This window comes from Vulcanococcus sp. (assembly GCF_044369115.1).
GTDB lineage: Bacteria > Cyanobacteriota > Cyanobacteriia > PCC-6307 > Cyanobiaceae > Vulcanococcus.
This window is the reverse complement of the sequence record NZ_JBIPMN010000084.1, coordinates 1-11,022: the sequence shown is the minus strand read 5'-3', so window position 1 is coordinate 11,022 and position 11,022 is coordinate 1. Positions and strand designations below refer to the sequence as shown.

Annotated in this window: 14 protein-coding genes; 4 read left to right on the top strand and 10 right to left on the bottom strand. The window is 67.2% G+C overall.

Annotation, left to right across the window (positions count from 1 at the left end; translation table 11 throughout):
• The 5 genes from ACIQ2E_RS08020 to der all read right to left on the bottom strand — a co-directional run.
• On the bottom strand, positions 1–387 hold a 387-nt coding region (locus ACIQ2E_RS08020; RefSeq protein ID WP_398328658.1), incomplete at its 3' end, for a cell division protein SepF.
• 27 nt (positions 388–414) lie between these two features.
• Entirely contained in the window at positions 415–1,089 is a 675-nt protein-coding gene (locus ACIQ2E_RS08015; RefSeq protein ID WP_398328655.1) for a YggS family pyridoxal phosphate-dependent enzyme, read from the bottom strand.
• A gap of 6 nt (positions 1,090–1,095) precedes the next feature.
• Entirely contained in the window at positions 1,096–1,362 is a 267-nt protein-coding gene (locus tag ACIQ2E_RS08010) for a PipX family protein (protein WP_296443513.1), read from the bottom strand.
• A 36-nt stretch (positions 1,363–1,398) separates the two neighbouring features.
• Positions 1,399–2,307, bottom strand: coding sequence for a CbiQ family ECF transporter T component (locus ACIQ2E_RS08005; protein ID WP_398328651.1), 909 nt, complete (start codon positions 2,305–2,307; stop codon positions 1,399–1,401).
• A 24-nt stretch (positions 2,308–2,331) separates the two neighbouring features.
• The gene (gene der / locus ACIQ2E_RS08000; RefSeq protein ID WP_398328648.1) at positions 2,332–3,696 is read right to left on the bottom strand and encodes a ribosome biogenesis GTPase Der; all 1,365 of its coding nucleotides are present in this window, start codon (positions 3,694–3,696) and stop codon (positions 2,332–2,334) included.
• Positions 3,697–3,837: 141 nt separating this feature from the next.
• Between der and ACIQ2E_RS07995 the strand changes: the two genes are divergently transcribed.
• Positions 3,838–4,221, top strand: coding sequence for a L,D-transpeptidase (locus tag ACIQ2E_RS07995; protein ID WP_398328645.1), 384 nt, complete (start codon positions 3,838–3,840; stop codon positions 4,219–4,221).
• Between the two features lie 6 nt (positions 4,222–4,227).
• Here the strand turns inward: ACIQ2E_RS07995 and ACIQ2E_RS07990 are convergent, their stop codons facing one another.
• On the bottom strand, positions 4,228–4,707 hold the full coding sequence (locus ACIQ2E_RS07990) for a DUF1823 family protein (protein WP_398328642.1): 480 nt from the start codon (positions 4,705–4,707) through the stop codon (positions 4,228–4,230).
• Between the two features lie 28 nt (positions 4,708–4,735).
• Between ACIQ2E_RS07990 and dusB the strand changes: the two genes are divergently transcribed.
• Positions 4,736–5,794: a tRNA dihydrouridine synthase DusB gene (gene dusB, locus ACIQ2E_RS07985; protein WP_398328639.1), complete on the top strand. Its 1,059-nt coding sequence runs from the start codon at positions 4,736–4,738 to the stop codon at positions 5,792–5,794.
• Positions 5,727–7,760, top strand: coding sequence for a glycosyltransferase (locus ACIQ2E_RS07980; RefSeq protein ID WP_398328636.1), 2,034 nt, complete (start codon positions 5,727–5,729; stop codon positions 7,758–7,760). The genes dusB and ACIQ2E_RS07980 overlap by 68 nt, the downstream gene beginning before the upstream one ends.
• On the opposite strand, the gene ACIQ2E_RS07975 is transcribed toward ACIQ2E_RS07980, so the two are convergent.
• A complete protein-coding gene (locus ACIQ2E_RS07975) occupies positions 7,684–8,430 on the bottom strand; it encodes a DUF4079 domain-containing protein (RefSeq protein ID WP_398328633.1) in 747 nt (248 codons plus the stop codon). The genes ACIQ2E_RS07980 and ACIQ2E_RS07975 overlap by 77 nt on opposite strands.
• Positions 8,431–8,443: 13 nt before the next feature.
• Positions 8,444–9,202, bottom strand: a complete 759-nt coding sequence (gene cobI, locus ACIQ2E_RS07970) for a precorrin-2 C(20)-methyltransferase (RefSeq protein WP_398328631.1) — start codon at positions 9,200–9,202, stop codon at positions 8,444–8,446.
• 73 nt (positions 9,203–9,275) lie between these two features.
• On the opposite strand from cobI, the gene ACIQ2E_RS07965 reads away from it, so the two are divergent.
• Positions 9,276–9,824 (top strand): 1,2-dihydroxy-3-keto-5-methylthiopentene dioxygenase, encoded by a 549-nt coding sequence (locus ACIQ2E_RS07965; protein ID WP_398328628.1) that lies wholly within the window; start codon positions 9,276–9,278, stop codon positions 9,822–9,824.
• Here ACIQ2E_RS07965 and ACIQ2E_RS07960 read toward each other — a convergent pair.
• Both ACIQ2E_RS07960 and aroQ read right to left on the bottom strand, forming a co-directional pair.
• The gene (locus ACIQ2E_RS07960; protein ID WP_398328625.1) at positions 9,821–10,459 is read right to left on the bottom strand and encodes a tRNA-(ms[2]io[6]A)-hydroxylase; all 639 of its coding nucleotides are present in this window, start codon (positions 10,457–10,459) and stop codon (positions 9,821–9,823) included. The genes ACIQ2E_RS07965 and ACIQ2E_RS07960 overlap by 4 nt on opposite strands.
• Positions 10,456–10,902 (bottom strand): type II 3-dehydroquinate dehydratase, encoded by a 447-nt coding sequence (aroQ, locus tag ACIQ2E_RS07955; RefSeq protein ID WP_398328661.1) that lies wholly within the window; start codon positions 10,900–10,902, stop codon positions 10,456–10,458. The genes ACIQ2E_RS07960 and aroQ overlap by 4 nt, the downstream gene beginning before the upstream one ends.
• Positions 10,903–11,022 lie beyond the last annotated feature (120 nt).

Below are 11,022 nucleotides of genomic sequence, written 5' to 3'. Positions count from 1 at the left end.
CCGCTCCTGGTGGCCGTCGATCGCGAAGGTGCCACCAGCCACGAAATCCACAGCGCGCTGGGCCTGATCCGGCTCCATCATCGTGAGATTGAGGATCACGGTCTTGCGCTCGCGCAGAGCCTGAATCGCGCGGGGCATTTCATCGAAGCTGCGGGGCTCCATCAGGGTGACCTCCGCCGCCGAGGAGGAGATACCCGGCATGCCGATCACATTGCTGCCAGCAAACGGATCAACGCTGTCGAAATCGCTGGTGAGGGCCAGGGCGCCGGGGCTTGCTGTGGTGCTGGCCTGCGGCACATCGCCGTGGTCGTAATCAAGCTCGTCGTCGTAGCCGTCGAGGTAGTCGTCACCGGAGACAACTGCACGCAGGCGGGAGAGCAACGACACCGTGGAACCTCGGTCTTGGCACTAAACCTAGATAGCGTCCCACGCGGGCGGTGACAAGGGTTTCGGGCCGAAGAGGGCTGAGCCGATACGGACCCAGGTGCTGCCGGCCGCCGCGGCCTCCTGCCAATCGCCGCTCATCCCCATCGACAACTGCGCAAGACCCAGCTCCCCCGCCAAGGCCGCACAGTCTGCAAAGAGGCTCTGGCGCTGGGTTGCATCGAGTCCAAGGGGCGCCATGGTCATCAGGCCCACCAGTTGCACCGAAGCCAAAGCCCGCAGCTGCGGCCAGGCCAGGCGGAGCTCATCGGGAGCAAAGCCACCCTTGGCCGGGTCGGGGCGCAGCTTCACCTGCAGCAACAGCTTGGGGCACACCTCCTCTTCCCCGGAGATCCGGGCCACCCGTTCGGCCAGGGCCAGCGAATCCACGGAATGGAGCCAACCGAAACGCTGCACCACCGGCCGCACCTTGTTGGCCTGCAGACGCCCGATGAAATGCCAGTCAAGCCCTGGCAGATCCGCCAGCTCCGCCTGTTTCGCCGTGGCTTCCTGCAGCCGGCTTTCACCGAAGCTGCGTTGTCCCAGCTCTGCCAGTTCGCGAATGGCGGTCGTGGGATGGCCTTTGCTCACCGCCAGCAGCTGGGTGGAGGCGGGCAGCTGGCTGCGAATCACCGCCAAGCGCTCAGCTGCTGACTCAGACACCACTGGTGATCAGATAAAGGTTTGATCAAACAACTGACGCCAGCGCGCGTGGGCCTCAGGGCCATCGCGGCGGGCACGCGCGAGGTTCTGCTCGGCCAGATGGCGCGCATCCATCAACGGGATCACCTCAAATTGAGCCCCGCGCTCCTGCAGTGTCACCACAAAAAACATGCGCTGGGCATAGAGCGTGGCGTAGAGATCGCGCCCCTCACCCACCTCCGCCACGCGGTAGAGCAAGCCGAAGGTGGGGTGATTGAGATAACGCTCTGTGCTCACTCAGCGCTCACGCGGTCTGTGCCGACGGTGACCAAATCAGACGTCACCGTACCTCCACCGCAAACCGAGCAACAGCGCGAGCCCCAGGGCACAGGCCCACTGCAGCGCTGGGTTGGGAAGCGGATCGCGAATCAACTGAGCCGGTGCAATCCAACGGCCTCCCTTGGCCATCAACGCCTCGGCTCCCTGTTCAGCCCGCAGCAACACATTGGCCAGTAAGCGCTCCCCCAAGGCAAGCACCAGCGCTAAAGAACCCTGCAGCCCCAGCTGGCGCAGGTTCACCGAACGAGTCGCCACCGAGCGCAGCAGGTTCTGAAATTCCTCCTGCACCAGGGGCAGAAACCGCAGCGACAGCAGCAAGGTGAACCCCAAGCGATCCACCGGCACCCCCACCCGCGCCAGGGGCGCGATGCACCAGCTCAGGCCCCACACCAACGATTCCGGCGGCGTGGTGAGCAGCAGCAGGTTGGCGCTGTGAATCACTGTGAACAGCAAGGTGGCGCTGTTGACCCCCAACTCCGCAGAGCGCCGCGTGATCGCCAGCGGCCCGAATGGCAGCGGGCCCAGCTGCACCGGCCCCCATCGCAACAACTCCCAGCGCCGCCCTTGATCCGCAGGGGCCAGCCGCAACTCCTGGGGCGGCCGGTTCAAGGGCACCGGCTCAGCCCCGCCAGCGGGCAGGAAGGTAGCGAGCACACCCACCAACAACGAGAGCGCCAAGAGCAGCGGCAAGGTGCGGCGCCAGATCCGCCAGGGGAGACCGCTGCAGGCCGTCACCAGCAGCAGCAAGCCCACCAGGGCAAGCCGCCACCAGGGCCCCGCCAGGATCGGCGTAAGCAGAAAGGCCACAGTCCAGGCGAGCTTCAGGCGGGAATCAAGATCCCGCAGCCAGCTCCCGGTGCCATCGACGTACTGGCCGATGGGGATCTGCCGCAACCAATCCATCAGGCTCCCACCAGTCCCGGGGGATCAACGACCGCGGGCCTGCTGCCGCGCCAGATCCTTCTCGGCGTCGCGCTGCTGCTTACCGCGCCAGAACAGCTTGAGCGGTGAACCTTCAAAGCCCAGGCCTTCACGGATCTGCCGTTCCACGTAGCGACGGTAGGTGTCGCCGAACAGCTTGGGGTCGTTCACAAACAGCGTGAAGCTCGGAGGCCGCGTGGCCACCTGGGTGCCGTAATAGATGCGGCCCTGGCGGCCGCCGCGGCTGGTGGGCGGCGAGCGCCAACTCACAGCCTCCTGCAGCACCTCGTTCACTACCGAGGTACTCACCCGGCGGCGGTGTTGCTCCACCGCCACCGCCGCGGTCGCAAAGATGCTCTGCACCCGCTGGCCGCTCAGGGCCGAGGTAAAGAGCATGGGCGCCCAATCGAGGAAATAGAGCTTGGCGCGCAGCTCTTTTTCCATCGCCGGCATGGTGTGCGAATCCTTCTCGATCGCATCCCACTTGTTCACCACCACCACGCAGGCGCGGCCGTCTTCTTCAATGCGGCCCGCCAGGCGCTGATCCTGCTCGGTGACGCCATCAAGGGCATCGATCACCAACACGCACACATCGGAGCGCTCGATCGCCTTGAAGCTGCGGTTGATCCCGAAGAACTCGGGGCCGTAGTTCACCGAGCGCTTGCGGCGGATGCCGGCGGTGTCGAGGATCTTCCAGGTGTGGCCCTCGCGCTCGATCGTGGTGTCGATCGTGTCGCGGGTGGTGCCGCGGATTGGGCTCACGATCGCCCGCTTCTCGCCGCAGATGGCATTGAGCAGGCTGGATTTACCCACATTCGGCCGGCCCACAATCGCCAGTTGGATCGGTTCCTCACCGGTGAGCTCTTCGGTCGGGGGCAGGTGATCCACCACCTTGTCGAGCAGGTCGCCCGTGCCAGCACCGTGGATGGCGGAGATCGGGTAGGGCTCCCCTAAGCCCAGACTCCAGAACTCAGCCGCCATCGAGAGGCCCGCCTCGGGGGACTCGCACTTGTTCACCGCCAGCAGCACCGGCACGTTGTGGCCGCGCAGCCATTCGGCAATCGATTCATCCGCCGCGGTGAGGCCTTGCTGGCCATCGGCGATCACCACCGCCACGGAGGCCTCGGAGAGGGCAAGGTTCGCTTGCTCGCGGATCTCCGGCAGGAATTCACTGTCGTCGTCGAACACCAGGCCGCCGGTGTCAACAACCTTGAAAGAACGATCGCGCCAGTAGCCATCTTGGTAGGTGCGATCGCGGGTCACACCGGGCTCGTCGTGCACGATGGCCTCCCGGCTCTTGCAGAGCCGGTTGACCAAGGTGGATTTGCCCACGTTGGGGCGGCCAATAATGGCGACGACCGGCAGAGCCAAGCGGGTATCACAACAACTGTCGTGACTTGACCCTACAGGCCGGCGGAAGCGAAAAACTTTCTGCCGTCGCAAGATGCGACGCAGCGAGTCTCGCTAGCAAAAGGGTGTTCTGAGCCCCGCCCCCTGCGGCGGCCTGCCCCCATGCTGGAACTGATCGCCTCGATCGTGGTCGACCTCTCCGACCAAAAGCTCTACGTGTACAACCAGGAGCAGGAGCTGGTGCGCACGGTGCTGGTGAGCACGGGCAAGGCCTCCAGCCCAACGCCCACCGGCAGCGCGCAGGTGTTCACCAAGCACCGCAGCGTCACCATGCGCGGCCGCACCTACGTGGCCCCGAATGTGCCCTGGGCGATGTGCATCACTGAGAACGAAATGATCTGCATGCATGGAGCCCCTTGGCAGGAGGCGGCCGGGCAAGCCTTCGGGGTGGCCCGCAGCAGCGGCTGCATCCGCATCCCCAGCCCGCATGCCCGCTGGTTGTTCGAGAACACCCCTGTAGGCACACCCGTGACGATCCAGGCGTGAAGGCCCTCAGCTGATCGGCAGATCACCCGGGTGGCCCGCCACTGGATCGGCGGGCTGTTCGCGCAGCTGCGGCAGCAGGCCGCTCTCCGGCAGCGGCTCCCCCCGCTGCGCCAGGTGGGCCAGCAGCCAGTTCACCGCCGTAGCCCGGCGGGTGCGCCGCGGGTAGAGCTCACCGATGCGGTAGCCCCCAAAGCCCAGCTGTTCTTTCAACAGCTGCTTGTGCTGCTTCGGGATCGAGCGCGTGAGCGCAACCGAAGGCGGCCGCTGAGCGATGAACTGGGGCTCAATCGGGAACGACTCCCGCCAGCTGGCTTCCGTGGCCGGGCCCGCGCTCCAGGTGCCGGAGCCATCGAGCTCGTATCCCAGGCGCGGCCAGATCAGTTCACACACGAAGCGGTCGCTGGTGCGGTCGGTCAGCACCGCGTCCAGCAGCGCACGGCTCAGGGGGAAGGGAACGGGCGTGGCGGCGGCTTCGGCAGAAGGCATCGGCCTGGAGTCCGACAATCAACACAGCATGATCACCGCCCCACCCCCACTCGAGCTGGCCGGCCGCGGCACACCCCGGGCGCTGCGCTGCCGCGTGCTGCAGTCGCCGCTGGCGGGGGTGAGCGATCGCATCTTCCGCAGCCTGGTGCGGCGCTGGGCGCCCGATGCGCTGCTGTTCACCGAAATGGTGAACGCCACCAGCCTGGAGCTGGGCCACGGCCTGATCAAGGTGGAGGAACTGGCCAGCGAGCCCGGCCCGATCGGTGTGCAGCTGTTTGATCACCGCCCAGCCGCCATGGCCGATGCAGCCCGCCGCGCTGAAGCGGCCGGCGCCTTCCTGATCGACATCAACATGGGCTGCCCGGTGAAGAAGATCGCCAAAAAGGGGGGCGGCAGCGGCCTGATCCGCGACCCCGATCTGGCGGCCCGCATCGTGGAGGCGGTATCCGAGGCCGTGACGGTGCCCGTGACAGTGAAGACCCGCCTGGGCTGGTGCGGCAGCGACGCCGATCCAGTGAGCTGGTGCCAGCAGCTCGAGGGCGCCGGCGCGCAGCTGCTCACCCTGCATGGCCGCACCCGCGAGCAGGGCTTCAAGGGCCAGGCCGATTGGGACGCGATCGCCGCGGTGAAGCGGGCGCTCACGATCCCGGTGATCGCCAACGGTGATGTGAACAACGCCGCCGATGCCCTGCGCTGCCTCGAGCACACCGGCGCCGATGGCGTGATGGTGGGCCGCGGCACCATGGGCGCCCCCTGGCTGGTGGGGCAGATCGATGCCGCCCTGAGCGGCAGGCCGATCCCGCCCAGCCCCGGTGCCCTTGAACGCATCCACCTGGCGCGGGAGCAGCTGCAGGCTCTTGTGGCCGCCCGCGGTGATCACGGCCTGCTGATTGCCCGCAAACACATGAGCTGGACCTGCACCGGCTTCAGCGGAGCGCCGCAGCTTCGCCACGCCCTGATGCGCGCTCCCACCCCCGCAGAAGCCCTAGCGTTGCTGGATCAAGCCGCGGCCCAGCTGGATGACTGCGGAGCTCTGGCTCCCCTGGCTGCTGCTGCTGTGGCCCCTGTGGCTGAGCCGCCGGCCTGAGGCCCGCTGCCCGCTGTGGATGCGGCGCAGCCTGCTGCTGCTGCTCACATGGCTGAGCCTGAGCTACCTGCACTGGCGCGTCGCCGCAAGCCTCAATCTCAGTGGGCCGCTGACCGCGGCCCTGAGCGTGCTGTTGCTGCTTGCCGAGGGCTGGCTATTGCTCAGCGGGCTGTTGCCGCTGCTGCTCGCTTGGCGGCGTTTCAGCGATGGCCGCCCCGAAGCGGATGCAGCCCAGGTTCAGTGGCAGGCGAGCAGCTGGCGGCCCACGGTGGACGTGTTGATCCCCACCTGCGGCGAACCCCTGCCGGTGTTGGAGCGCTGCCTGCGGGCCTGCAGCCAGCTCCACTATCCGCACAAGCAGCTGTGGGTGCTCGATGACGCCGGCCGAGCCGAGGTAGCCGAACTGGCCGCCCGCTACGGCGCCGGCTACCAGCACCGGCCGCAGCGGAGGCACGCCAAGGCCGGCAACCTCAACGCCGGGCTGCCGCTGGGCAGCGGCGAGCTGGTGGCGGTGTTCGACGCCGATTTCGTGCCCCAACAGCACTTCCTAGAGCGCACGATCGGCCTGTTGCTCGATCCGCAGGTGGCGCTGGTGCAGACCCCCCAGCACTTTTTCAATGCCGACCCGGTGATGCGCAACCTGACCATGGAGGCCTGGCTGCTTCCGGATGAGGAGAGCTTCTACCGCTGGATCGAACCGGTGCGCAGCGCCTGGGATGCGGTGGTGTGCGCCGGCACCAGCTTCTTGGTGCGCCGCGCCGCTCTGGAGGACGTGGGCGGCTTCGTGGAGCAGGCCATCTCGGAAGACCTCGTGACCGGCATGGCTCTGGCCTCACGCGGCTGGAAGCTGCGCTACCTCGGCGAAAAGCTCAGCGCCGGCCTGGCCGCCGAAACCATGCTCGATTTCGTGCGCCAACGGCAGCGCTGGGCCTCCGGCACCCTGCAGGCGCTGCGCTTGCGGCAGGGCCCCCTGCGCTTACGCGGCCTGCGGCCCGGCCAACGCCTGGCCTATCTCGAGGGCGCGCTGCACTGGTTCAACACGGTGCCGCGGCTGTTGCTGCTGCTGATGCCGCTCAGCATCGGCCTGCTGGGCGTGCTGCCGGTGCTGCTCACCGATGCCGCTGTGCTGGGCAAGCTGATGCCGCTCTGGATCGCGCTGCTGCTGAGCACCGGCTGGCTGAACCGCGGCAGCCGCCATGCGCTGCTGGCGGATCTACCCGGATGGGCGCTGGCTGTGCCGCTGGCGGCCACCGTGCTCGCCAGCCTCTGGGGGCGGGTGCAGCCGTTTCGGATCACCCCCAAGCACCGGGTGCAAGGGCGCGGTGGCATCGCACCGGTGCTGGCACTGCCGCTGTTGGTGTTGCTGGGCCTCAATGGGCTGAACTTGGCGCAGATCCTGCGCCACCTGAGCTCCGGGGGCCGCAGTGCCGGCGGCTGGCTGGGCCTGGCTTGGGGCGGGCTGACGCTGCTCGGCCTGCTGGTGGCCCTGCGGGCCTGCCGCGATCCTGCTGCCGGCGATCCGAGCCCCTGGCTGGCCCTGCCGTTGCAGGCCTCGCTGAGAGGGATGGATGCCAACGGACGCTTCGTAGAACACTCCGTGGCGATCGAGGCTCTCAGTGAAACCGGTGTTGCCCTGGCGCCTGGCGCTTGGCCACAAGATGGGAAGACCGCATGGCTGGAGCTGCGTATCGCAAGCGCTCCCGGCTTGCCCACTCTGTCCCTGGCCCCACAGGCTCAATCTTGCTCACGCCTGAGCTGGGCCTGGGAGCGAGGCCCGGCCGATGCGCGCGAGCAGTTTCTGAGATGGCTGTATGGGCGCCCCGGCGCCTGGCCGCAGCGGCAGGCGCCGCCGGAATGGCGGGCGCTGCTGGCTCTACTTCTCCGGCTGATCAGCCCAGGGCGGGAGCCGCAACGGCTGAGCCTGGTGCCGCAGCAGCTGCCGGTTCCGGGCACACCCGGTTGGTGAAATCGCAGCGGTAGATCGCCGGCTTCTGCCAGCTGAGCGGGATCTCCAACAGATCGCGGCTACCGGTGATCGCCTGCACCGCCAGCAGCACCATGATCAGGATGTTGCTGGCCACATGCAGGCGACGCCAGCGCAGGTGGCGGCTGATTTCCGGTCGTGCCGCCAGATTCATCAGCAACAGCCCGGTGAGCAGTACACCGCTCCAGTAATGCGAGCTCCAGAACGCCCCGCTGAAGGGGTTATCGGAGAGGCGCCAGATCTCGGGTTGGCTGCCCAAGCCCAGCAGCCCTGCCCAGGTGAGCAGAGTGAAACTGGCCCTCAGCGCTGGGCGCTTCACCTTGAGCAGAGCTAGTAGCGCCACCAACGTGCCGGCTGCCACCAGCATCAACAGCGCCAGGCGCGCCGAACCGCCCACAAAGGCAGCACCAGGCTCAACGGCCTTGCTAATGAACGAATAAACCAGCGCGATCAGCACGGCCACCACCACACCTGCCGTCACCCAGCGGCCGTGGTCGGCGTGTTCCCTCGGCACCAGTGCCGGCTGCTGGGTGATGCCGAGGCGCTTCTCGCGCACCAAGATGCCCAGCCGGATCGTGGCGCCCACCACGGGATACACAAACAGGATCACCAACACCGGGTGGAGCAGTGAGAACCAATCGATGGCGGTCATCGTGCGTTGTGCATCAGGGCAGAACCGCCGGCCAGCCCTGGCGGATCAATAAGAGCGAAAAGTAGGGCTGCTCCGCCGCGCTGACCAGCGCCGCAGGAGACAACTGCTGATCGGGCCAGCCAACCCGCTGGGCAAACAGGGTATGGGTCAACAGCCCGCGCTCCGCGAGCAACGGTTGCACCCAACTCCAGCGGTGGCCGAGCTTCAACAGGGCCACCACGGCACCGGCGGCGGCAGCCTGCTCCAACAGCACCTCCAGCTCAGCTGCGGTTTCCGGAGTGGGGCGGATCCAAAGCGGTTCCTGCTGCAGCGCCAAGGGCCAAGGGATTCCTTGGCTGGAAGCCGCTGCTGCTGCTGCGGAAACGGCCGTGATCCCAGGAATGACCCGCACAGCCGCGGCGGGCACCCGTTCCTCCAGTGCCAGCAGCACATAAGAGCAGCTGGCATACAGCGAACTATCGCCCTCACAAAGCAGCACCACGGCCTGGCCCTGGCTCAGCTCCACCACAAGGGCCTCGGCGGCGGCATGCCAGGCCTGTTGTCGCGGTTCCACTTCAGCCACCATGGGGAACAGCAACGGCAGCCGGCGTTGCTCAGGGCGAATCCAGGGAGCGGCGATGCGGGCCGCCATGCCCTCGGCCTCGAGGCGCGCCACCGGGTAAGCCACCACCGCAGCCGCCTCGATCGCTCGCACCGCCGCCACGGTAAGCAGCTCCGGGTCTCCGGGCCCCACCCCCACCAACGTGAGCGTGCCGGCCGGCGGCGTGGGCACCGGGTCGTGATCCAAATCACCAAGACTGCGGCTGACTGCCTTTCTAGGGTGAAGAGGCGTGCGGCATGACCCGATGAGTCATCTGCAGATTTTTCAAGCCACGGGCAGCCACCATCCCCTGCCCCATTTCGCCAGCAACGACCCGGCCCTGATCACGGCCGAGCTGGCCGAGCGCGGCATCGGCTTCGAGCGCTGGCCTGCGCGGGTTGAACTGCCGGCCGGCGCCGATGCAGCCGCCGTGCTCGCCGCCTATGCCCCCGAGATCGAGCGGGTGCAATCCAGGGGCACCTACCCCACGGTGGATGCGATCCGCATGACACCCGAGCACCCCGATCGCGAAGCGCTGCGCCAGAAGTTCCTTGCGGAACACATCCACAGCGAAGACGAAGTGCGCTTCTTCGTGGAAGGCAAAGGGCTGTTCTGCCTGCACATCGGCGATGAAGTGCTGCAGGTGCTCTGCGAAGCCGACGACTGGATCAGCGTGCCCGCCGGCACCAAACACTGGTTCGACATGGGCAGCGCCCCGCAGTTCTGCGCCATCCGCTTCTTCGACAACCCCGATGGCTGGGTGGCCCAGTTCACCGGCAAAGCGATCGCCGAGCAGTTCCCGCTGCTGGATTAGCGATCTGCAGCAACCCCCACCGAGTGCATGCGCACAAGCTCTGGTGAGGCCAGATCACCACTGAGCGCTGCCACTTCCGCTGCCGCCAGCTCCTGGAGCCGCGCCACCGTGACCTCCCGACCAAAGCGCTCTTCGCACAGGCACCAATAGAGCCCGAAATGGCGAGCCTCGCTGGCCAGCAGTTCGCGGTAGAGGTCGCGCAGCTCCCCGTCGTTGCTGTGGGCTGCCAGCAGGGCCATGCGCTCATGACTGCGGGCCTCGATCAGTCCCGCCACCAGACAGGAATCGAGCATCCGCTCGGGTTCGCCCTTGCGCACCGCTGTCGTGAGGGTGGCGCCGTAGCCTGGGGCCGGAAGCGGGCGCAGCGTCAAGCCGCGCCGCTGCAGCAACTGCAGCACCAGCTCGAAGTGCTCCAGCTCCTCGCGAGCCAGTGGGCTCAGCAGCGCCCCCAACCCCTCATCAGACGGGTAGCGGAACATCAGCTGCAAAGCCACCCCAGCCGCCTTGCGCTCGCAATGGGCGTGGTCGATCAACACCAGATCGGGCCGTGCGTTGGCCTGCTCCAGCCAGCTGGCGCTGCTGGGGGCCGCCAGCCACTTCACCCGGGCCGTGGGGTTCTCGAGCACAGCTGTCATGCCACGGCCTCGGCGCGCAGACGCTGCACCAGGCCCTGCAGGGCCAGGCCGTAGCTGGCGGGGCCGAAGCCACAGATCACGCCCAGGGCCTTGTCGGCCAGATAGGAGTGCTGGCGGAAGGCTTCTCGGGCGTGCACGTTGCTGAGGTGCAGCTCGACATACGGAATCGACACCCCCAGCAGCGCGTCGCGCAGGGCAATCGACGTGTGAGTGAAGGCGCCGGCGTTAATCAAGATGCCGTCGGCATGGCCGCGGGCCGCATGGATGCGATCCACCAGAGCGCCCTCGTGGTTGCTCTGAAAGCACTCCAGCGATGCACCGAGCCCGGCAGCCTGGCGGCCCAAATCCGCCTCAATGGCCTCCAAGGTGTCAGCGCCGTAGAGGCCTGGTTCCCGCAACCCCAGAAGATTGAGGTTGGGCCCATTGAGCAGCAGCACCCGCATCGCCAGCGCCGTTGAACCGGCCTCAAGTACCTCAATCGTAAGGAGCAGAGCCAGGGGCAGACCCACCGGCTGGTAAGTTCTTGGGGTGTGGTTCGGGTCGGTGCCCGAGTGGTTAATGGG

Coding starts and splice junctions, on each gene's coding strand:
- ACIQ2E_RS08005 (WP_398328651.1), bottom strand. CDS start 2,307: ATGGATTGGTTGCGGCAGATCCCCATCGGCCAGTACGTCGATGGCACC.
- ACIQ2E_RS07995 (WP_398328645.1), top strand. CDS start 3,838: ATGCTGGAACTGATCGCCTCGATCGTGGTCGACCTCTCCGACCAAAAG.
- ACIQ2E_RS07990 (WP_398328642.1), bottom strand. CDS start 4,707: ATGCCTTCTGCCGAAGCCGCCGCCACGCCCGTTCCCTTCCCCCTGAGC.
- dusB (WP_398328639.1), top strand. CDS start 4,736: ATGATCACCGCCCCACCCCCACTCGAGCTGGCCGGCCGCGGCACACCC.
- ACIQ2E_RS07980 (WP_398328636.1), top strand. CDS start 5,727: ATGACTGCGGAGCTCTGGCTCCCCTGGCTGCTGCTGCTGTGGCCCCTG.
- ACIQ2E_RS07975 (WP_398328633.1), bottom strand. CDS start 8,430: ATGACCGCCATCGATTGGTTCTCACTGCTCCACCCGGTGTTGGTGATC.
- ACIQ2E_RS07965 (WP_398328628.1), top strand. CDS start 9,276: ATGAGTCATCTGCAGATTTTTCAAGCCACGGGCAGCCACCATCCCCTG.
- ACIQ2E_RS07960 (WP_398328625.1), bottom strand. CDS start 10,459: ATGACAGCTGTGCTCGAGAACCCCACGGCCCGGGTGAAGTGGCTGGCG.
- aroQ (WP_398328661.1), bottom strand. CDS start 10,902: ATGCGGGTGCTGCTGCTCAATGGGCCCAACCTCAATCTTCTGGGGTTG.